Below are 20,735 nucleotides of genomic sequence, written 5' to 3' on the forward strand. Positions count from 1 at the left end.
AAAACCACCTCTTTTTGTTTAAACTAAAATAGTTTAGTGATTGGTTAAAAAGTTTGATATAATAAAATAAATTAATAATTTATTTATATTTTACCACAATAGTAGGAAAGGATGGGTAAAAAATGAAAGTATTAAAAGATTTAAATCCACAAAGTGTTTTTAAATATTTCGAAGAAATCTCACAAATTCCAAGAGGTTCAGGCAATGAAAAAGGAATAAGTGACTATTTAGTTAAATTTGCAAAGGAATTAAATCTTGAGGTAATCCAAGATGAAGCCTTAAATGTAATAATTAGAAAACCTGCAACACCAGGATATGAAAAGGCACCAGGTGTTATAATACAAGGTCATATGGATATGGTATGTGAAAAAAATAAAGATACTATACATGATTTTGAAAAAGATCCTATAAAATTAAGAGTTGATGGAGATTATATCTATGCAACAGGAACTACATTAGGAGCTGATAATGGAATAGCAGTTGCATATGGTATGGCTATATTAGCAGCAAATGATATAAAACATCCTGCTATAGAATTATTAGTAACAACTGATGAAGAAGTTGGAATGGGTGGAACTATTGCTTTAGATGGAAGCTTATTAAAGGGTAAATACCTTTTAAACATAGATTCAGAAGAAGAAGGAAAACTTTTAGTAAGTTGTGCAGGTGGTGCGAGAAATGAATTAATAATACCTGTAAAGTTTGAAGAAATGGGAAGTGACTACGAAGCTTATGAAATAGTTTTAAGAGGACTAAAAGGTGGTCACTCAGGAATGGAAATAGATAAGCAAAGAGGAAACTCAAATAAATTAATGGGAAGAATCTTAGATGAAGTTAATGCCAATTGTGATATAAGATTAATTTCAATTAATGGTGGATCAAAAGTAAATGCTATTCCAAGAGAATGTGATGCTTTACTAGCTATTAGAAAAAATGATGTTAAAAAATTAGAAGAGTTAGTTGAAAAGTGGGATGGAATATTAAAAGATGAATACCATGCTAATGATAATGGAGTTAATGTTAAAGTAGTTAAGAACGAAGAAGTTCATAAGGTTTGTTCAAAGGAAGAAACTTTCAAAACTATAAAAGCTATAAACTTAATGCCAAATGGTGTTGATAGTTATAGCGTAGAAATGAAAGGATTAGTCCAAAGTTCAACAAACTTAGGTGTTATACACACTGAAGATGATAAGATAGTATTAGCTGGCTCAACAAGAAGTTCAGTTGAAACATTAAAAACTAAAATTCTTACTCAAATAGCTGACATAGCTGAAGTTTTAGGTTTAGAATTTGAAATACATGCACCATACCCAGCTTGGCAATATAATCCAGAATCAAAAATAAGAGAACTTTGTAGTGAAGTTTATGAAAATATGACAGGTAAGAAACCTGAAATAATAGCAATTCATGCAGGATTAGAGTGTGGATTATTAGGAGAAAAAGTAGAAGGCTTAGATATGATTTCATTTGGACCAAATATGTATGATGTTCATACTCCAAATGAGCATGTAAGCATTTCTTCAGTTAAACATATTTGGGATTTCTTAATTGAAATATTAAAAGAAATTAAATAGTTAAAATAGTATATTTTAATTTATATATTAATTAAAACAAATAATAAGTTATAAACTAGGTTAAGTATGATGAATATTTTATACTTAACCTAGTCTTTTATTAAGGCTATATTTTAACTAGGTTTTGATTTTTGTTTAATAAGTAGTTTAGATTTTCATTGAATATGGGAAAAGAATAGAGTTAAGAAGCAAAGTGGGTTGACTAGAGAAAGTTTATTCGCTTTAGCTATTATACTAGAATATTAAAACTTAAATAGGAATTGATTTCTAACATTCACTAGAGGACATAAGTTCAAAATTTTGATTTTTGTTTAAAGTTAATTAGGACTTATAGAATAGCTAAAATCAATACTATATTAAAATAGAATCTTTATTTAAAATAATATATAGAAATAAATTGGATATACTAATTTGGAGGAAGAATATATGGATTTAATAAGAGCTGATTTACATATGCATACTAAAGCATCTGATGGAACCTTAAGTCCTAAGGAGTTATTAAAAGAAATAGTTGAAAAAGATATAAAATTATTTTCTGTAACAGATCATGATTCAATGGGAAGTTTAGATGAAATTCAAGAGATGACTAAGGAAATGGATTTAAAGTTTATTCCTGGAATTGAGGTTTCAAGCATAATTAATGGAGAACAATTTCATATTTTAGCTTATAATTTTGATAAAGATAATAAAGGACTTCTTGATTTAATAAGTAGAAATCATGAATTACTTAAAAAGAAAGATGATGATTCCATAAGACTTTTAATTGAGGCTGGATATGATATAGATTTTAATGATTACTTAGCTTACGAGCATAATCCTTCAAGAGGTGGTTGGAAAACTCTTAACTTTTTAATAGATAGAGGAATTTGCAAAAATATAGATGAGTTTTTTAATAAAGTATTCATAGGGGAAAGAGCATTAAGATATCCAGAGTTTCCACATCCTAAGGATGTAATAAAAACAATAAAAGAAGCTGGTGGAATAGTTGTTTTAGCTCACCCTAAGTATGGAAAATCACAATTTAAACTAGATGAAATGGTGAATTTATTTAGAGAATGGGGAGTTGATGGAATAGAGTGCTATCACCCTCATCATGATGAAGAAACAATAAAATATCTAGTAGATTATTGTAAAAAAAATCATCTAATAATAACAGGTGGTTCAGACTATCATGGGGGCTTAATTTCAAAAAGAAGTTTAGGAATGCCAGAATTTTATACAAGAAAAGATTTATTAGATAATTAATAAAATAATTAGGTTTATAAAAGTTGTATTAGAACCTTGAAATTTATGGGAAAAAATCCATTGTAAATTTTAAGGGGAGATACAACTTTTTTTATTAAGTCTATGTTTAAAATCTTTATTTGTTTTAGCTATCTCTTTAAAGCTACTTATAAAAAGATTTGTAACTCTATTATTATTTCATATTCAATGAAACTCTAAACTTCTAATTAAAAAGGTCTTTTAGTTTTTTTAAATTAACACTCACTTAAAACAGATATTTTATTAGAAACAAACAATATTATGATGATATTACATAAGATAATAAATGTTATGAAAATGTTAAATTTCATAATATTTATTTTTATGGGAGGTTTTTTACATAATTTGTAAAATATATATAATAAGTAAAGCTAAAATATAAGAAAGGTTGGGGGAAAAGGGTGAAGTACACTAGAATTGATGTAAAAAATAAGAAAAGAAGTGGAGGAAATAATAACAATAATGATGGTAAAAATTTTATTTTCCTTTTTGTTGGAGTTGTTGTTATAGCGCTTCTTATATCTACAATAATGTCTAAGTTTATATGGCCAGAGGGAAAGCTTACAGGTGAAAAAGAAGCAATTAGTAAAGATGTTAGTAATGGTGATAATAAAGATAAGGAAAGCAAAAAAAGTGAAGCAGAAAAGCCTAAAGAAGAAGAAAAATCCACAGAGTTAGAAAAGAAAAAACCAATAGCACCAACTTCAAATAAAGAAGGACAAGAATATGTAATGGTTCAATGTGGTTTTTATTCAAATAAAGATAATGCAAACAAAATAAAGTCTGAATTAGAGAAGGATCATATAGCAGTTTCATTGAGTGAGGGTGAAAATTATAGGGTTATAGTTCATATAGGGAATGAAGAAGAGGCTAAAAAGCTTGTAGGAGATTTAGAAGCTAAGGGGGTAAGTAGCACTAAAGGAAGATTTGTTATTCCTAGAACTGATCTATGTAGTAATCAAATAATAGAGATGGTTAATGGTTATGTTAATATAATAGACAAGTTAAAAGAAGATTCAGTTAAAGGGGTTAAAACTTCAGAATTTAAAGCTTGGGTAAATAAATTGGAAGATGATAAAGATTCAAAAAATTATGAGGTATTTAAAGAATTAAAAGAAGGAATTAATAATATTCCTGAGGAGATAACTAAGGAAAATATAGAAGAAAGTTATCAAATAGTATTTAATACTTTAAATAAATTTAGAGTAAATAAATAATTGTAATTTATTTTTAATTTATATTCACATATTTTTAAATTATAATAGAAATGAAAGAGCGTAATTCTCTTTCATTTTTTCTGTTATAATTTGCATTATGCGTATATTTATACTTGTTTATAAAAATAATAAATGATAAACTATATAGGATAAGAATATAATACCTTATTTTAGGTAAAATAAGATTATTTAGAAGCTTTTTATAAGTAATGTAAGGTGGAAAAATGAAAGTTATTTTAGCATCAAAATCTCCAAGAAGAGTAGAGATTTTATCAAAATTAGTTGAAAAATTTGAAGTATTAGAATCAAACTTTGATGAAGATACCATAAGCTTCAGTGGAGATGTTGAAAAATATGTTCAAAATTTGTCAAAAAATAAAGCTATAGATGTTTCGGAAAGACTTAAAGAACCAGCTATAGTTATTGCTGCGGATACGGTTGTTTTTTATAATGGAAAAGTTATGGAAAAACCTAAAAATGAAGAAGATGCTTTTAGTATGTTATCTTCATTAAGTGGCAATACTCATAAGGTATATTCAGGTATTTGTATCATAAATACTGAAGATGATACTGTAATAACTGACTATGACTTTACAGAGGTTATTTTTTCAGAATTATCAGAGAGACAAATTAGAAATTACATAAATTCTGGTGAACCTATGGATAAAGCAGGAGCTTATGGTATTCAAGGTTTAGGAGGAACTTTTGTAGAGGGTATAAATGGTTGTTATTACAATGTCATGGGATTGCCCTTGAACAAGTTGTATAAAATACTAGCAAAGTATAACATAACGATATTATAGTAAAGAACTTTCAAGGGACATGTTAATTTCTTAAAGGAGTAAAATATGTCTAACAACCTAAAAATTAATGAGATTCCATCAAGTGAAAGACCAAGAGAAAAACTTTTATGTTATGGAGCAAATTATTTATCTAATGAAGAGCTTTTAGCTATAATACTTAGAACTGGGAATAAGGATTCAAATGTAGTTGAATTGTCTTATAGAATAATACATAGTGTTGGTGGATTAAGAGGACTTTTTAAAGCCTCTGCTAAGGAACTTATGGAAGTTAAAGGTGTTAAAGAGGCGAAAGCAACTCAAATATTAGCCATGTGTGAACTTTATAGAAGATTCAAAGCTTCTGAAATATCACAGGTTAAAATAACAAAACCTTCTGATGTTGCAGACTTAGTTTTAGATGAACTTAGAATGTTACAGCAGGAAGTATTGATTGTTGTTACTCTTGATACAAAAAACAAGGTGATATCAAAAAAAGAAGTGTTTAAAGGCGGTTTGAATTCATCCTTAATACATCCAAGAGAGATATTTAAAGAAGCTGTTAAGGAAAGTGCAGCATCTATAATAATATGTCATAATCATCCTTCAGGTGATCCAACACCCAGTAATGATGATATAAACATAACAATAAGACTCAAAGAATGTGGGAAAATGATGGGTATTGAGCTTTTAGATCATTTAATAATAGGAGATAACAGATTCATAAGTCTTAAAGAAAAGGACGTTTTATGATTAGGAAAGGGGATTAAAAATGGGTTTATTTAATTTTGGAATGACAAAAGACATGGGTATAGATTTAGGTACTGCAAATACTTTAGTATTTGTTAAAGGAAAAGGTATCGTATTAAGAGAACCCTCAGTTGTTGCTATAAACAACTTAACAAAGAAATCTTTAGCAGTTGGTACTGAGGCTAAGCAAATGATAGGTAGAACACCTGGAAACATAGTAGCTATAAGACCACTTAAAGATGGTGTAATTGCAGACTTTGATGTTACTCAAACAATGCTTAAAAGATTTATCGAAAAAATAACAAATAAAAGTGCATTCACAAGTCCAAGAATAATAGTTTGTTTCCCTTCAGGAGTAACTGAGGTTGAAAGAAGAGCTATAGAAGAAGCAACTAAGCAAGCTGGAGCAAGAGATGTAATATTAATGGAAGAACCAATGGCTGCTGCAATTGGAGCAGGACTTCCAGTTGATGAGCCAACAGGAAGTATGATTGTTGATATTGGTGGTGGTACAACAGAGGTTGCTATAATATCACTAGGTGGTATAGTTACTAGTAAATCATTAAGAGTTGCTGGTGATGAGTTAGACCAATCAATAATCAACTATATTAAGAGAGAATTTAACTTAATGATAGGTGAAAGAACTGCTGAACAAATAAAAATGGAAATTGGTTCAGCTTACAAAACAGATGAAGAAGAAGAAGCAACAATGGACATAAAAGGAAGAGACTTAATAACAGGTCTTCCAAAAGTTGTTGTTGTTGATGCAGGACAAATAAGAAGTGCTTTAAAAGAGCCAGTTTCATCAATAATAGAATCAATCAAAACTACTTTAGAAAAAACACCACCAGAATTAGCAGCTGATATCATGGATAAAGGAATAATGCTTGCTGGAGGAGGAGCATTCCTAAAAGGATTAGATGAATTAATATACAAAGAAACTGGAATGCCTGTTCATATAGCAGAATCACCTCTTGATTGTGTTGCTTTAGGTACTGGAAAAGCTTTAGAAAAGTTTGATTTAATAGTAAAACAACAAAGAGGATAGGAAGATAATGAAATTCTTCAAAAATAAACTGGCAGTAACTGTTATAGTACTGTCAGTTGCCTTTTTAGGAATAATTATTTATACAGTTAAGAGTGATTCTAAAAATCCTGTTTCAAGTGGTGTTGGTAAGGTTTTAAATCCTGTTCAAAAAGTAGTTTATATAACAACTGATAAGGTTCATGGTGTTTTTGATTTCTTTTATAACTTTTCTGATGTTAAGACTCAAAATAATGAATTAAAGAAGAAAAATTTAGAATTAGAAAATAAGTTAGTTGAGTACAATGAATTAAAGCGTCAAAATGAAGTTTTAAAAGAAATGGTTGATTTTTCAAAAAAGAATGATAAATATAAATATATTGGAACGAACATAATAGGAAAAAGTGGAGATAGTTTTGTAGAAGGATATACAATTGATAAAGGTTCAGAAGATGGTATAAAAAAAGATTATATAGTTATATCTCCAGAAGGATTAGTTGGAGTGGTTACAGAAGTACATTCAAACTGGTCTAAAATTCAAACATTATTAAATGAAAATGTGGCAGTTGCTGGTATTGTTGAAGGTGAAACAAATTCAGGGGATGGAATAGTTAAAGGATATAGAAGTAGTAATGAGATGCAAGTTGAAATAACTAATTTACCTATGAATTCAACTATTAAAAAAGGAGATGTAGTTGTTACATCAGGTCTTGGAGGATATTATCCTAAAGGAATAAGAATAGGTGAAGTAACATCAGTTAAATCTGATAATGTTAAAGTTATGAAAACTGCAAACTTAAAAACATATGTTGATTTTAATAATTTACAAGAATTATTTGTGGTAGTACCACCAGCAGAAAGAGATGGCGTAGTTAAGTATTAGAAATGAGGGAATAGTTTGAAGAGAGTAATATTGATATTAATATGTATTTTATTATTTATTATAGATAATAGTTTAATGCCTTTTTTCTCAATTAAAGGAGTTTATCCAAGCTTACTATTCACATTTGCTATACTATATGCATTAATGAGTGGATACTGGGAAGCTTTATTTATAGGTGTGTTCTCAGGGTTCCTTCAAGATGTTTATTTTGTAAATGTCTTTGGAGTAAACATGTTAATAAATATGTTAATATGTTTAGTCGCTGCATACATAGGAGAAAGTGTATTTAAACATAAAAAATTTGTTCCAGTTATTTCGGTTGGAATACTAACTATAATAAAGTTTTTTGCTGTAGCTATTGTACTATGGTTTTTACACATAAGAACAAATTTATTGAATTTCTGGATTATGGTACTTTATAACATATTCATAGCATTTTTTATGTATAATTTTGTCTACAGATTATGTAATAGAGAGCTTATGAAGAGAGATTGGAAAATAAGTAAAAAATAGGTGGTTTGATGAGAAGTACGAATAATGGAAAGGCGCCGATAGATAGGTACAAAGTTCTCATTGGAATAATGATTGTGGTCTTTGTTTCTATTGTTGCTAGATTAGTTTATCTTCAAGTATTTAATTATGCAGAATATAAACAAAGAGCTGATACTAGATCAATGAGATTTCTATCTGAACAGGCACCAAGAGGAAAGATTTATGACAGTAATGGGGACGTTTTAGCTACCAATAGACAGACTTACACACTAATATTTACAGAAACTGATGAATCAAAGAAAAATTTCTATACTACTATGGATAAGGTTTATGCAATACTTAAATCTCATAATCAAGATGTTATAGATAATTTTAAGTTAAGAATAAATGATCAAGGAAAGCTTTATTTTGATTTTACATCTGGTACAAAGGCTGAAGAACTAAGATTTAAAAAGGATAGAGGATTAGGTGATAAAATTAAAAATGAGCTTTATAAGAATAAAGAAGGGGATTTAACTGTTGAGGAAGAGGATAGAATTGATAATGAGTTAATGAAAATTACTCCAGAGCAAGTATTTGATTATTTAGTTCAACAATATAAATTATATGATCTTTTAAATCCATCAAAAGAACAAGCAAAAGAATATGCTAAGATGGATCCAAAAAAATTAACAGATATTCTTTTGAAAAAATATTCTCTACAACAATTAAGAAGTTACATGGTAATTAAAGATGCTATAAAAATGCAGAGTTTCTCAGGATATAAACCTGTTACTATAGCAAAGGATATTGATAAAAATACAGCTTTTGATTTTTATCAAAAGCTTAATGATTTGCCAGGTATAGATGTAAGTATAGAGCCTATGAGATATTATCCATATGGTGAATTAGGGTCATCTGTACTAGGATATGTTTCTTCAATTAATGGAGATCAAAAGGCAAAATATGAAGCTAAAGGATATGATGTTTCAACTGACCTTATAGGAAAAGCGGGTATAGAGGCTGCTTTTGAAAATGAATTAAAAGGAGTTAAGGGTGGAACAACAGTAAAAGTAAACTCATCTGGAAGAAAGACAGAGGAACTTTATGATTTAGAATCTTATCCTGGAAATAACGTTAAGTTAACTATAGATAAAGATATTCAATACTCAGCTGAGACTATGTTAAAACATGTGTTAAAAAAATTAAGTTCTAATGGTATAACAGATGGTGTAAAAACTAAAAATGCTACAAGAGGGGCAGCTGTTGCCATAGAAGTGGATACAGGAAGAGTATTAGCCTTAGTAAGTGAACCAGGATTTAATCCAAATGAATTTGCCAAGGGAGAACTTGATCCAAAAGTATCTAAGGAATATTTCCAACCAGATTATGAAGCTTTTGCTAAAAAAATTATAGCAGAAGATCATTTAAATAAAACAGTGGATGATTTATTTCCTAAGGATGAAAAAACTGGTCTTAGAGAAGATATATATGATTTATATCCAAAAAGATTTTTTAACTACGCTACTTTAGGATTAATTCCACCAGGATCTACTTTTAAACCTGTCACAGCCACTGCGGCACTACAAGATGGAGTTATAAACTTTGGTACAACCGTATATTCAAATGGTGTTAATTTTGGTAAAGAATACCCGGAAATATTTGGTAAGAATCCTGCTAACTGGCCAAGAGCTAAAAATACTGGTAGTGGAATAGTAGATTTAAATAAAGCATTCGCTAGATCATCAAATGCCTTTTTCTATAATGCAGGTGCAAAACTTTACTATGGAAATGGTGGAGATGCTGTTGGAAATGGAAGATATAATAAAAAGAGCACAGAGGCTTTAGATTCCATAGCTAAATATGCTTGGCAGTATGGACTTGGAGTAAAACCAGGTTCAAATGAAAAGGCATCAACTGGTATTGAAATATCAGAAAACTTTGGTCAAGTTTATAATTTTGAATCATATAAAAAGCAAACAATTGCACTTATGAGATTCACATTAGTTTCCTCTTTAGAAAAGGGAACTTATGTTAATGCATCAAGTGCGGAATTCCCAAAAGTAAATATAGGAATTAATGATAGAGATTCAAAGGAACTTGCCTCTGCTAAAGAAGCAATAAAGAAAAATATAGAAGACTCTTTAAATGAAATTGGAAATGGAAGCCCTATAGATGAAAAAAAATTATCTGAGAATCTTAAAAAGAGTTTTAGAGATTTATATAATATAGATCCAGATTACCAAGAAAGTGTAAAGAGTTTTAATGGAATAAAAGCAAAAGATGAAGAAGAAAAAGTTACTAAGGCAATAAATTTAACAGTTCAAAAAACAGTAACTTGGGTTGTAGGAGATATAGCATATCAAATAGTTGCACCAAGAAACTTAACTGACGCAGCCATAGGACAGAGTACAAGTAACTTTACTCCAGTACAGCTTGCAAGTTATATAGCAACATTAGTTAATGGAGGAACAAGATATAAGGTTCATTTAGTTGATGAAATAACAAACCCAGAGGGAAAAGTTGTTGAAAAATTTGAACCAGAAGTACTTGGAAAGGTTGATATTTCACAAAAAAATGTTGAGGCAATAAAACATGGAATGTGGGAAGTTAATAATTATAGAGGGGCTTATAATGGTACTGCAACTTCTATAATGGGAGGATTTCCTATACCAACTGGTGGTAAAACAGGTACAGCAACCTTTAGAAATGATCAATCTGAATATGGAAGAAATGACTATGGAGTTTATATTTCATTTGCACCAGTAGATCATCCTAAAATAGCTGTTGCTACAGTCATTTATGACGGTGGTCATGGATATTTTGGAGCAGAAGTTGCAAAGGCAATATATGAAACTTATTTTAGAGAAGAGTTAAAGAAAATTGGATATAAGCCTCATTATTATGAAGGTTCATCATATGACTTTACTTTAAATCCACCTTTAGAAAATCTTAAAGATGGAGATATTACAAATAAGCTTGAAGCAGAAGGAAAAGGCAATGCACAAAGTTTAGAGGGAATAACTAAATCTTCTGAAAGTAAAGATGATTCAAAAAAAACAACTGATGAAAAATCAAAAGAAAAGGTAAGTGGAGATACTGGAAAGAAAAACACTACTGATGAATCAAAAAATACTGATAAAAATAAAAAAGAAAATGTTGAAATGGCAGATTAAAAATAGGCTTACAGAATATTATTTCTGTAGGCCTATTTTTCATAATCTTGATGAAAAAAACTTTAAAATTAAATATTGTGACTTATTAATTTGAAAATATAGTTTCTTTTTTCAAATTTTTGTTACTTTATTGCATAAAGTTCTTTTATAAATTAAAAATAATTTATATAATAGAATATGTAAATTAATTAAATAAAATGACTTGCGTTTATAATAAAAGGGTTATAAGCTTGGAGGATAGTAGTTTACTATGCGTGATGATAAAATTTTTATAAAAGGAAATAAACAAGGAATAAATGCCATTATTAATATGGATAAATTTGGGAATTTTGATGAAATGCTTGATTCTCTAGTTGAAAAATTAAGTAGGGGAAAACAGTTCTATAAAGGAGCTACTCTTATAATAACAACAGATTTAACCCATATAAATGAAAGGCAAATGTCTAAATTAAAGGATGTACTCTTTGATGAAATTCTTATAAAAGATTGTATTTTTGAAGAAAGAGAAGAGAAACAGAGTAATGTATTTTCTGGAGTTTATGAAGGTAGAACAAAATTTATAAGAAAAACTGTTAGAAGTGGTCAATGCTTGAATTATTCAGGCAATTTAATAATAATTGGGGATGTAAATAATGGTGGAGAAGTACGAGCTCATGGTAATGTGATTGTATTAGGTGATTTAAAGGGAAAAGTTTTTGCAGGGGATAATGGAAATGGAAGTGCAGTGATTGCAGCTTATTCTTTAGAACCTGAACTTATTTCAATAGCTGGTAGAATTACAATATCACCAGATGATTTTGAAAAGACTGGTTATCCAGAACTTGCAAGATTAAATGATGATAATAGTGTGATTGTAGAACCATATTTACCAGATAAATATTCTTATTAAGGTTATAGTACATATTTAAATTGGAGGGAAAGTAATGGGAGTATCGATAGTAATAACATCAGGAAAAGGTGGAGTTGGAAAGACAACTACAACTGCCAACGTAGGAACAGCATTAGCATCACAAGGAAAGAAAGTTGTTGTTGTTGATGGTGATACAGGATTAAGAAATTTAGACGTTTTAATGGGACTAGAAAATAGAATAGTTTATACAATAATAGATGTAATAGAAAATAGATGTAGAACTAAACAAGCGTTAATAAGAGATAAGAGATTTAATAACTTATACTTATTACCAACAGCTCAAACTAAGGATAAGAATGATATAAGTCCTGAGCAAATGTTAAGATTGGTTAATGAGTTAAAAGAAGAATTTGATTATGTAATTTTAGACTGTCCAGCAGGTATTGAGCAAGGCTTTGAAAATGCTATAGTTGGGGCAGATAGAGCCATAGTAGTAGTAAATCCAGAAATAACTTCTGTTAGAGACGCGGATAGAGTTATTGGAAAACTAGATGCTAAAGGACTTGAGAATCATGAAGTTATAGTCAATAGATTAAATTATGAAATGGCTAAAAATGGTGATATGTTAGATATATCAGATATCATAGAAACTCTTTCAGTCAAGCTTTTAGGTGTTGTTCCTGATGATAGAAATATAACAGTTTCAACTAATAAAGGTGAACCAATAGCTTTAGATGAAAAGGCATCTGCTGGCCAAGCTTTTAGAAATATAGCTAGAAGAATAATTGGTGAAGATGTTCCTATAATGGATTTAAGCAATGAACATCAAGGTATCTTTAGTTCAATATTAAAGTTCTTTAGAAAAGGTTAGGAGGAAAAGAAAATGAGTTTTTTAAATGTTTTTTCTAGTAGACAGACTCCTAAGCAAATTGCTAAAGATAGATTAAAAGTTATATTAATACATGATAGAGGAGAATTATCTGATGAAGTTTTAGACAAAATAAGACTTGAGATATTAGAGGTTCTTTCTAAGTATGTTGAAATTGAAAATGAGGATGTTGACATAACAGTTACAAAGTCAAACCCAGTTGAAGGAGAATCTCCATCACTTGTAGCTAACATTCCTATAAAAAATATTAGAGGAAAAGCTAGATAATTTTGAAAATATAAGCTATTTCAAGTTTTTGAGATAGCTTTTTGTACATATTTCTTAAAATGTTCAGAATTTTGTAATTTAAAAATGATGAAAATAAAGTATTATATAAATGTTGTAAATAAAGAGATGTTTTTTGGAGGTACTATATGCTTAGTAAACTAAAATTAGATAGTAAACTAAGAAGAGAGATTGATTATAAGCTTTTAGTATCCATGATATTAATAATACTATTTGGAATATTTAATATATATATAGGAACAAGAGCACAGAGGGGAATTTTTTTCGCTAATAAACAATTTCTATGGTTTATAATATCATTGGTTGTTCTTTATTTAATACTTCTTTGGGATTATAACATAATTTATAATTATGTTGATATATTTTATTGGGGTTCAATAGTATTGCTTATAATAACTAGGTTTGCAGGTAGTGTAATTAATGGTGCAAGAGGATGGATTGTCTTAGGTCCAGTCAGTATTCAGCCCTCGGAAATAGCTAAGGTAGCAATGATCCTAATGCTAGCTAAGAGGATGGATGAAGTAGATTTAAGAATTAATGATTTAAGAAACTTTTTAAAGGTTGCAATGTATGCTGCTATACCAATGGTATTTATAGTTGTGCAACCAGATATGGGAATGACTATGGTTTCATTCTTCATAGCACTTGGAATATTCTTTGCCGCTGGATTGGATATGAAAGTTATAGGAGCTGGATTATTATCCTTAGTAGTTGCAATAGCTTTAGTATGGAATTCAGGGTTAATTAAAGAATATCAAAAGATGAGACTTATTGGATTTTTAAATCCAGATGGAGATGAGCTTGGTATAAATCTTCAGTTAACTCAATCAAAAATAGGAATAGGATCTGGAGGATTCTTTGGAACAGGCCTTGATTTTAAAAGTGAAAGTGGTGGATATTCCTCTGAATTCGTTCCAGAAAGACAAACAGACTTTATATTCGCAGTTATAGGAGAACATTGGGGTACATTAGGAGGAATAATCCTTTTAACTTTATACGCCTTAATGATATATAGAATAATATCCACAGCAAGGCAAGCAAAGGATATATTTGGATCTATAATATGTGTAGGTTTTGCATCCTATTTCATATTTGCAATATTACAAAATATAGGTATGACAATAGGCATAATGCCTATTACAGGTATAACATTGCCCCTTGTTAGTTATGGAGGAAGTTCTCTTCTTACCACAGTAATGAGTATAGCTCTTGTTTTAAATATATCTATGAGAAAGAAAAAATTAAAATTTTAATATTTAAAAGCATAAAAATACTTTTTGTATTTTTATGCTTTTAATTTTTATTTGTAAGTTCTATAAAATACCTCTTAAAAATATAATTAAATATCATTATGGTGTTAAGAGAGGAGAAGAGTTTGGGAAATTATAATAAGCAATATGAAAATTATTATAGAAAAATAAATAATAAAAGTTATGGTGCTTCTCCTAAGTTTGAAAGAAATTTAGGTTGTTATGATTTAGATGAATTTAATGGTAGAGGTTATTTAAAAGAGGAAAAGATAAGTAAATATTTCTATAAAGAACTAATAACATCATCATTTTTAAGTGGGTGTATTTTTTTAAGTTTTTTTGGAATGAAATATGTAAACAATGATTTTATTAATAGTTTAAGTGCAAAATTTAAAAATGTAATATCAACAGATGGATATTATAAGGAAATGGTATTAGAAGATAGTCTTATAGTTTCAGCATTAAGCAGAGGTGTTCATAAGATTGGAGAGAATAAAGGTATAGATTATTTAGGAAATGGTAATATTTCTTTAGAAGATGAAAAAATAAGTGATAATAAAGAATACTTAAAAAAAGATGATGAAGCTACTTTACATAAAGAGAATATGGAGGATGGATATAAAAAAGAGAAAGAGGGAGAAAATAGTTTAGATAGAAAAAATGAAATGCATAATAAATTAAACCTTGAGAATTCAAAAAATGAAGTTAAAAGTTTTTCAGAATTTAGTGTGATTAAAAAAACAGCATTAGATTTTTTGAAAGAAAGTTCAGTAATAGTATTTGATGGACAAGTTAAAGAGTTAGATAAACTCAGTATAAAGGAAGATTATGTTTATTTAAAGGGTAAAAAAGGAAAGGTTAATTCTTTGATTAAGGGGAAAATTAAAAGTATAAAAAAAGAAAAAGATGTTTTTAAGGTTATTACAGAGCATACAGATGGACTAAGTATTATATATTATAATTTGGGTAAGGTTAATAAAAATGAAGGGGAAGAGATAAAAGAAAATGAGGTTTTAGGAGAGTCAGCAGAGGGAGAAATTAATGGAGTATTGTTGCAAATTTTATTGAATGAGGAGTATCTAAACCCTAAAGAACATTTGAATTTTTTAAAGGATAAAATAAGTGAAAACAAATAAAGTAATATTAGTTCAGCTAATAGTATTTTTTGTTTTAGGGTTTTTTATAGATATTTCTCTAGCTTTCTTTTGGATAATATTACATGAGCTTGCCCATTATTTTATAGTTTTAAAATTAGGTGTTGAATCAGAAAAGTTAAAAGTTCATTTGTTAGGAGCGAGATTAGAAATAAATTATTTTGATGAGTTAGAACTTAGAGAAAAATTATTTATATGCTTTGCAGGGCCTTTATTTAATTTAATTATAGCTCTTTTATTTTTTATATTTTATAGATTTTTTCCTTTAAATGAGTATATTTATTCAACTATTGAAATAAATTTAGTTTTATGCATATTTAATCTTTTACCAATATATCCTTTAGATGGTGGAAAAATAGTAGAAGCTTTATTAGAAAGAAGATTTTTATTTGCTAAGGTAAATAAGATTTTATCAATGCTTAGTTATATATTTGGAGTAGGATTTATTTTACTTTCTATAAGTGCAATGATTATTTTAAATAGAATAAATTTAACTAGCTTACTCGCAGGAATATTTATTCTATATTTGAGCTATAATGAGAGAAGAAAGGTAATGTATATAATTATGGGAGATATAACTAAAAAGAGGGAAAGACTTATAAATAAGAAGTACATAGATAGTAGAATAACATCTGTCTACTGTGAGCAGGATATGATTAATTTACTAAGACTTATTGATAAAAATAAATTTAATATTTTTTATATTTTAGATGATGAGATGAATTTATTATATATATTAAAAGAAAATGAAGTAATAGACATTTTAAAGAACATTGGAAATATTAATTTGAGAGAATATTATAATAAGTATGGAAAAGAATAAAGTTATTGGTTATAATTATTCTTTGTGATAAAATAGAATTTGTTAATATGAGAGGGGTATAGTTTATATACTTCTCTTTTTATTATCAATATTTTAATTAATGTTTTTATAAAGAAATGTAGGAGGAAACTAAATGGTAAGAATAACTGATGATATTTTATATAAAGTTGAAAAGCCATCTAGATATGTAGGTGGAGAGCTTAACGAAGTTGTAAAAGACCTTAAAGAAGTTGACATAAGATTTGGATTCTGTTTCCCAGATGTTTATGAGGTAGGAATGTCTCATCTAGGTTCAAGAATTTTATATCATGTTTTAAATGAAAGAGAAGATACATATTGTGAGAGAGTATATGCTCCTTGGCCAGATATGGAAAAGCTTATGAGAGAGAATGATATAGCACTTTATGCTTTAGAAACAAAGGATCCTATAAGTGAATTTCAATTCCTAGGATTTACTCTTCAATACGAAATGAGTTATACAAACATATTAAACATGTTAAATATGGGTGGAGTAAAATTAAGAGCTTCAGAAAGAAAAGGAAATGATCCAATAGTAATAGTTGGAGGTCCTTGTGCTTATAATCCAGAACCTATCTATGATATAGTTGATATAGTTCAATTAGGTGAAGGGGAAGAGGCTATAAATGATTTATTAGATCTTTATAAGAAGCATAAAGATAACTTTGATAGAGAAGCTTATTTAAGAGAAGCAAGTCATATTCAAGGGGTTTATGTTCCTTCATTATACGATGTTATTTACAATGAAGATGGAACAATAAAAGAATTTAAACCTAAATATGATGATGTACCTAAAACTGTTAAGAAGAGAATAGTTAATAACTTTGATAACGTTGAATTCCCAGATAGCTTCATAGTTCCTTATAGTGAAATAGTTCATGATAGAGTTGTTTTAGAATTATTTAGAGGATGTACTAATGGATGTAGATTCTGTCAAGCTGGTATGATTTATAGACCAGTAAGAGAAAAGAGTAGAAAAACTTTAGTAAAACAGGCTAGAAAAATGCTTAAATCTACTGGATATGATGAGGTTTCACTTGTTTCATTAAGTACATGTGACTACTCAGATATTCAAGGATTAGTAAGTGATTTAATAGAAGAACATGGAAAGAACAACGTAAGTGTTGCTCTGCCTTCAATCAGAGTTGACGCTTTCTCAGTTGATTTATTAAAAGAGATTCAAAAAGTAAGAAAGACTGGCTTAACTTTTGCACCAGAGGCTGGTTCTCAAAGAATGAGAGATGTTATAAATAAAGGTCTATCAGAGGAAAGAATATTAGAAGCTGCTAAGAGTGCTTTTGAATCAGGGTGGAGTACAATAAAATTATACTTCATACTAGGAGTTCCTTATGAAAAAATAGAGGACGCTGCTGAAGTAGGATTATTAGCTGAAAAGATTGCAGACAAATATTTTGAAGTGCCAAAACATATAAGAAATAAAGGACTTAGAATTACTGTAAGTACTTCAATACTTGTACCAAAACCATTCACACCATTCCAATGGGCTCCTATGGAGAAAATGGATGTTGTAACTGAGAAGATTAAAGCTGTTAAAGGGGCTATAAAATCAAGAAGTATAAACTACAACTACCATGAACAAAAAACTTCATACATGGAAGCAGTTTTAGCAAGAGGAGATAGAAGAATTTGTGATGTAATCATAAAAGCTTACGAAAAAGGTGCTAAATTTGATGGTTGGTCAGAATACTTTGATTTTGAATTATGGCAAGAAGCTTTAGCAGAGTGTAATGTAGATGGAGATTTCTATGCTTATAGAGAAAGAAGCTATGATGAAATATTACCATGGGATTTCATAGATATTGGAGTAACAAGAAAATATCTTGAAAGAGAAAATGAAAAAGCAAGAACTGGGGAACCAACTCAAAACTGTAGAAAAGGATGTACAGGTTGTGGAGTAAATGTAAACTTTAAAGATGGGGAGTGTTTTGAAGGTGCGATACTTAATTAAATTTACTAAAGAGTCAGATATAAAATTTATTTCTCACTTAGATTTAATGAGAACAATTCAAAGAATAGTTAGAAGAGCAGAACTTCCAGTTGAATATTCAAAAGGATTTAATCCTCATATGGCACTAGCAATAGCTCAGCCTTTATCAGTTGGTGTTTATTCAGAGGGTGACTACATGGATTTAAATTTAGAAGAGGATATGAGTGTAGAGGCAGTAAAAGAAAAGCTAAATGAATTCTCAGCAAGAGGAATTAAATTTTTAGAAGCTTCAAAAAGCCCTGTTATTCACAATGTTAAGAGATTACCACCTGCAATGGCTCTTTTAGATGCTGCAAATTATACAATAAAAATAAAATATAATGATATTTCTAAAACTTTAGAAGAAGTTAATGCTTTAATGGCCAAGAAAGAAATAGTTACAATAAAGAAAACTAAAAAAGGTGAAAAAGAAGCTGATATAAAACCATTTATAAAAGATTTCAAATGCTGGACTAAGGATGATTATTTAATTGTAAACACAACTATAAGCTGTGGAAGTAGAGAAAATCTTTCATCAGACCTTTTAGCTAATGTAATAAAACAAAATACTACAAATGTTAAAGAGGAAGCTTTCGTAGAAATAAAAAGAGTTGAGATGTATGCATACAAAGGAGAAAATTTAGTTCCTTTATACAAATACATTTAGATTTTAGGAAGTGAATTCATGAGAGATATATACGTAGAAAGAAGAGAGAATTTATTAAGGGTTGCAGTTAAAAATAACAATCTTTTAAATGAGTGCTACATAGAAGAGGAAAGTTTAGAACCTGTACAAGGAGAAATCTACAAAGGGGTAGTTAAAAGAATTGTACCAGGAATAAAAAGTGCTTTCATTGAAATTGGGCATGCTAGACAAGCTTACATGGTTCTTGGAGAGGAAGATAAAGGATTAAAACAAGGTGATGGGATAATAGTTGAAGTAATAAAAGAGCAGGTTGGAAACAAAGGGGCTAAGGTTACTTCAAAAATATCACTAGCAGGAAGATACTGTGTTTTAGAAACTTCAAGAAATGATATTGCAATTTCTAGAAAGTTTGAGAATTTAGAGTTTAAAAAAGAACTTGAAAATTTATTAATCAAACCTAGTGAAGTAGGAATAACAGTAAGAACTAAGGCTCAATTTGCAACTATAGAAGAAATACAATCTGAAATTGATGAATTGTATAAAAATTATAAGGAAATTATTAGAGAGGGAAAATTCTCTTTAAATCCTAAGAAATTATTAGGAAAAGGTGACCTTATAAGTAAGATAATCAGAGATGATATTGATTTAGAAACTTCCTCAATAATTGTTGATTCATTAGGAGATTATGAAAGAATAAAAGATAGCTTAGCTAACTCTGAATATATAAAGGTAATTTTATATGATGAGGTTAGAAATCTATTTGATTATTATGGAATAGAAAAAGAAATATTAAGTCTTAGAAATAATAGAGTAAATCTACCTTGTGGGGGAGATATTGTTATTGAAAAGACAGAAGCTATGTATGTTATAGATGTAAACTCAGGAAAGAATACAAATCATAGAAATAAAGAAAAAACTGCTTATGAAACTAATAAAAATGCTGCAATAGAGATAGCAAGACAAATAAAGATTAGAAATTTAGGTGGTATAATCTTAGTTGATTTTATAGATATGTATTCAGAGGATAATAAAAATAGAATTTTAGATATTTTAAAACATGAGTTTAAAGCTGATAAGCAAAGAGCTAAGGTCTTACCTTTTACTGAATTAGGTTTAGTTCAAATAACTAGATATAGAAAAGGTAAAAGTATATATGAATTTATAGAAGAAAGCTGCCCAAGTTGTCATGGACACGGAAAAAGACTTAAATTATCTTATATAAATCTTCTTTTAAAAAATGATATTTTAAAGAAAAATGGAGATGGAAAAATAAAGGATTTTCATATAGAAATTAATTCTATGTATGAAGATGATATTAGAGGAAATATATTTGAATTTCTAAAAAATATTGGTGCTTTAGATTTAAATATCTATTTAACTTTTGAAGAAACAAAGGAATTTTATAAAGTTGAACCATTAATCTTTAAAAATCAAATAGAGAGTGTAAGTCAGTATTTAGTCAAGAATATTGAAAAATATTAAATTTAGCTTTACAAAAGGTATAGGCTATGATAGAATGACCTTTGTAAACCGCTCACGAATAGGTTTTAAAATGGCTTTTATAAGTTATACCTTAAGTGGCGAGACCGTTATGAGGAGGTGTTTTAATGTACGCAGTATTAACTACAGGAGGAAAACAATACAGAGTTCAAGAAGGAGACGTATTATTCGTTGAAAAACTTAACGCTGAAGTTGA

At 28.7% G+C, this 20,735-nt stretch carries 19 protein-coding genes; all 19 read left to right on the forward strand.

The window, feature by feature from the left end; genetic code table 11:
* The first annotated feature begins 122 nt into the window (after positions 1 to 122).
* Positions 123 to 1,574, forward strand: a complete 1,452-nt coding sequence (locus tag Q1K13_RS06540; protein WP_300348652.1) for an aminoacyl-histidine dipeptidase — start codon at positions 123 to 125, stop codon at positions 1,572 to 1,574.
* A 426-nt stretch (positions 1,575 to 2,000) separates the two neighbouring features.
* Positions 2,001 to 2,819, forward strand: a complete 819-nt coding sequence (locus Q1K13_RS06545; RefSeq protein ID WP_300348653.1) for a PHP domain-containing protein — start codon at positions 2,001 to 2,003, stop codon at positions 2,817 to 2,819.
* A 419-nt stretch (positions 2,820 to 3,238) separates the two neighbouring features.
* Positions 3,239 to 4,054 (forward strand): SPOR domain-containing protein, encoded by an 816-nt coding sequence (locus Q1K13_RS06550; RefSeq protein WP_300348654.1) that lies wholly within the window; start codon positions 3,239 to 3,241, stop codon positions 4,052 to 4,054.
* Positions 4,055 to 4,278: 224 nt separating this feature from the next.
* Positions 4,279 to 4,857, forward strand: a complete 579-nt coding sequence (locus Q1K13_RS06555) for a Maf-like protein (protein ID WP_300348655.1) — start codon at positions 4,279 to 4,281, stop codon at positions 4,855 to 4,857.
* A gap of 45 nt (positions 4,858 to 4,902) precedes the next feature.
* Positions 4,903 to 5,586: a RadC family protein gene (radC, locus tag Q1K13_RS06560; protein ID WP_300348656.1), complete on the forward strand. Its 684-nt coding sequence runs from the start codon at positions 4,903 to 4,905 to the stop codon at positions 5,584 to 5,586.
* Positions 5,587 to 5,605: 19 nt separating this feature from the next.
* Positions 5,606 to 6,631, forward strand: a complete 1,026-nt coding sequence (locus Q1K13_RS06565) for a rod shape-determining protein (protein WP_300348657.1) — start codon at positions 5,606 to 5,608, stop codon at positions 6,629 to 6,631.
* A 7-nt stretch (positions 6,632 to 6,638) separates the two neighbouring features.
* Entirely contained in the window at positions 6,639 to 7,490 is an 852-nt protein-coding gene (mreC, locus tag Q1K13_RS06570; protein ID WP_300348659.1) for a rod shape-determining protein MreC, read from the forward strand.
* Positions 7,491 to 7,505: 15 nt separating this feature from the next.
* Positions 7,506 to 8,003 carry a rod shape-determining protein MreD gene (gene mreD / locus Q1K13_RS06575; protein WP_300348661.1) on the forward strand — a complete coding sequence of 166 codons (498 nt, stop codon included), beginning with the start codon at positions 7,506 to 7,508 and terminating at the stop codon, positions 8,001 to 8,003.
* Between the two features lie 8 nt (positions 8,004 to 8,011).
* Positions 8,012 to 11,137 carry a penicillin-binding transpeptidase domain-containing protein gene (locus Q1K13_RS06580; protein WP_300348663.1) on the forward strand — a complete coding sequence of 1,042 codons (3,126 nt, stop codon included), beginning with the start codon at positions 8,012 to 8,014 and terminating at the stop codon, positions 11,135 to 11,137.
* 250 nt (positions 11,138 to 11,387) lie between these two features.
* Positions 11,388 to 12,026, forward strand: coding sequence for a septum site-determining protein MinC (gene minC, locus Q1K13_RS06585; RefSeq protein ID WP_300348665.1), 639 nt, complete (start codon positions 11,388 to 11,390; stop codon positions 12,024 to 12,026).
* Positions 12,027 to 12,060: 34 nt separating this feature from the next.
* Positions 12,061 to 12,858 (forward strand): septum site-determining protein MinD, encoded by a 798-nt coding sequence (gene minD, locus Q1K13_RS06590; RefSeq protein WP_300348667.1) that lies wholly within the window; start codon positions 12,061 to 12,063, stop codon positions 12,856 to 12,858.
* A 12-nt stretch (positions 12,859 to 12,870) separates the two neighbouring features.
* Positions 12,871 to 13,143, forward strand: coding sequence for a cell division topological specificity factor MinE (gene minE / locus Q1K13_RS06595; protein WP_300348669.1), 273 nt, complete (start codon positions 12,871 to 12,873; stop codon positions 13,141 to 13,143).
* A 146-nt stretch (positions 13,144 to 13,289) separates the two neighbouring features.
* On the forward strand, positions 13,290 to 14,414 hold the full coding sequence (rodA, locus tag Q1K13_RS06600; protein WP_300348671.1) for a rod shape-determining protein RodA: 1,125 nt from the start codon (positions 13,290 to 13,292) through the stop codon (positions 14,412 to 14,414).
* Positions 14,415 to 14,536: 122 nt separating this feature from the next.
* Positions 14,537 to 15,547, forward strand: a complete 1,011-nt coding sequence (locus Q1K13_RS06605; RefSeq protein ID WP_300348674.1) for a peptidase M23 — start codon at positions 14,537 to 14,539, stop codon at positions 15,545 to 15,547.
* Positions 15,534 to 16,388, forward strand: a complete 855-nt coding sequence (locus Q1K13_RS06610) for a site-2 protease family protein (protein WP_300348675.1) — start codon at positions 15,534 to 15,536, stop codon at positions 16,386 to 16,388. Before Q1K13_RS06605 ends, Q1K13_RS06610 begins: the two co-directional genes overlap by 14 nt.
* A gap of 133 nt (positions 16,389 to 16,521) precedes the next feature.
* The gene (locus Q1K13_RS06615) at positions 16,522 to 18,375 is read left to right on the forward strand and encodes a TIGR03960 family B12-binding radical SAM protein (RefSeq protein ID WP_300348677.1); all 1,854 of its coding nucleotides are present in this window, start codon (positions 16,522 to 16,524) and stop codon (positions 18,373 to 18,375) included.
* On the forward strand, positions 18,359 to 19,060 hold the full coding sequence (locus Q1K13_RS06620) for a TIGR03936 family radical SAM-associated protein (RefSeq protein WP_300348678.1): 702 nt from the start codon (positions 18,359 to 18,361) through the stop codon (positions 19,058 to 19,060). Before Q1K13_RS06615 ends, Q1K13_RS06620 begins: the two co-directional genes overlap by 17 nt.
* Positions 19,061 to 19,078: 18 nt before the next feature.
* Positions 19,079 to 20,521 carry an Rne/Rng family ribonuclease gene (locus Q1K13_RS06625; RefSeq protein ID WP_300348680.1) on the forward strand — a complete coding sequence of 481 codons (1,443 nt, stop codon included), beginning with the start codon at positions 19,079 to 19,081 and terminating at the stop codon, positions 20,519 to 20,521.
* 125 nt (positions 20,522 to 20,646) lie between these two features.
* Positions 20,647 to 20,735: bL21 family ribosomal protein (locus tag Q1K13_RS06630; RefSeq protein ID WP_300262819.1), on the forward strand; the 89-nt coding region annotated here is incomplete at its 3' end.

It is taken from the genome of Clostridium sp. (assembly GCF_029267215.1).
Lineage (GTDB): Bacteria > Bacillota > Clostridia > Clostridiales > Clostridiaceae > Sarcina.

Coding starts and splice junctions, on each gene's coding strand:
- Q1K13_RS06540 (WP_300348652.1), top strand. CDS start 123: ATGAAAGTATTAAAAGATTTAAATCCACAAAGTGTTTTTAAATATTTC.
- Q1K13_RS06545 (WP_300348653.1), top strand. CDS start 2,001: ATGGATTTAATAAGAGCTGATTTACATATGCATACTAAAGCATCTGAT.
- Q1K13_RS06555 (WP_300348655.1), top strand. CDS start 4,279: ATGAAAGTTATTTTAGCATCAAAATCTCCAAGAAGAGTAGAGATTTTA.
- radC (WP_300348656.1), top strand. CDS start 4,903: ATGTCTAACAACCTAAAAATTAATGAGATTCCATCAAGTGAAAGACCA.
- Q1K13_RS06565 (WP_300348657.1), top strand. CDS start 5,606: ATGGGTTTATTTAATTTTGGAATGACAAAAGACATGGGTATAGATTTA.
- mreC (WP_300348659.1), top strand. CDS start 6,639: ATGAAATTCTTCAAAAATAAACTGGCAGTAACTGTTATAGTACTGTCA.
- Q1K13_RS06580 (WP_300348663.1), top strand. CDS start 8,012: ATGAGAAGTACGAATAATGGAAAGGCGCCGATAGATAGGTACAAAGTT.
- minC (WP_300348665.1), top strand. CDS start 11,388: ATGCGTGATGATAAAATTTTTATAAAAGGAAATAAACAAGGAATAAAT.
- minD (WP_300348667.1), top strand. CDS start 12,061: ATGGGAGTATCGATAGTAATAACATCAGGAAAAGGTGGAGTTGGAAAG.
- minE (WP_300348669.1), top strand. CDS start 12,871: ATGAGTTTTTTAAATGTTTTTTCTAGTAGACAGACTCCTAAGCAAATT.
- rodA (WP_300348671.1), top strand. CDS start 13,290: ATGCTTAGTAAACTAAAATTAGATAGTAAACTAAGAAGAGAGATTGAT.
- Q1K13_RS06615 (WP_300348677.1), top strand. CDS start 16,522: ATGGTAAGAATAACTGATGATATTTTATATAAAGTTGAAAAGCCATCT.
- Q1K13_RS06625 (WP_300348680.1), top strand. CDS start 19,079: ATGAGAGATATATACGTAGAAAGAAGAGAGAATTTATTAAGGGTTGCA.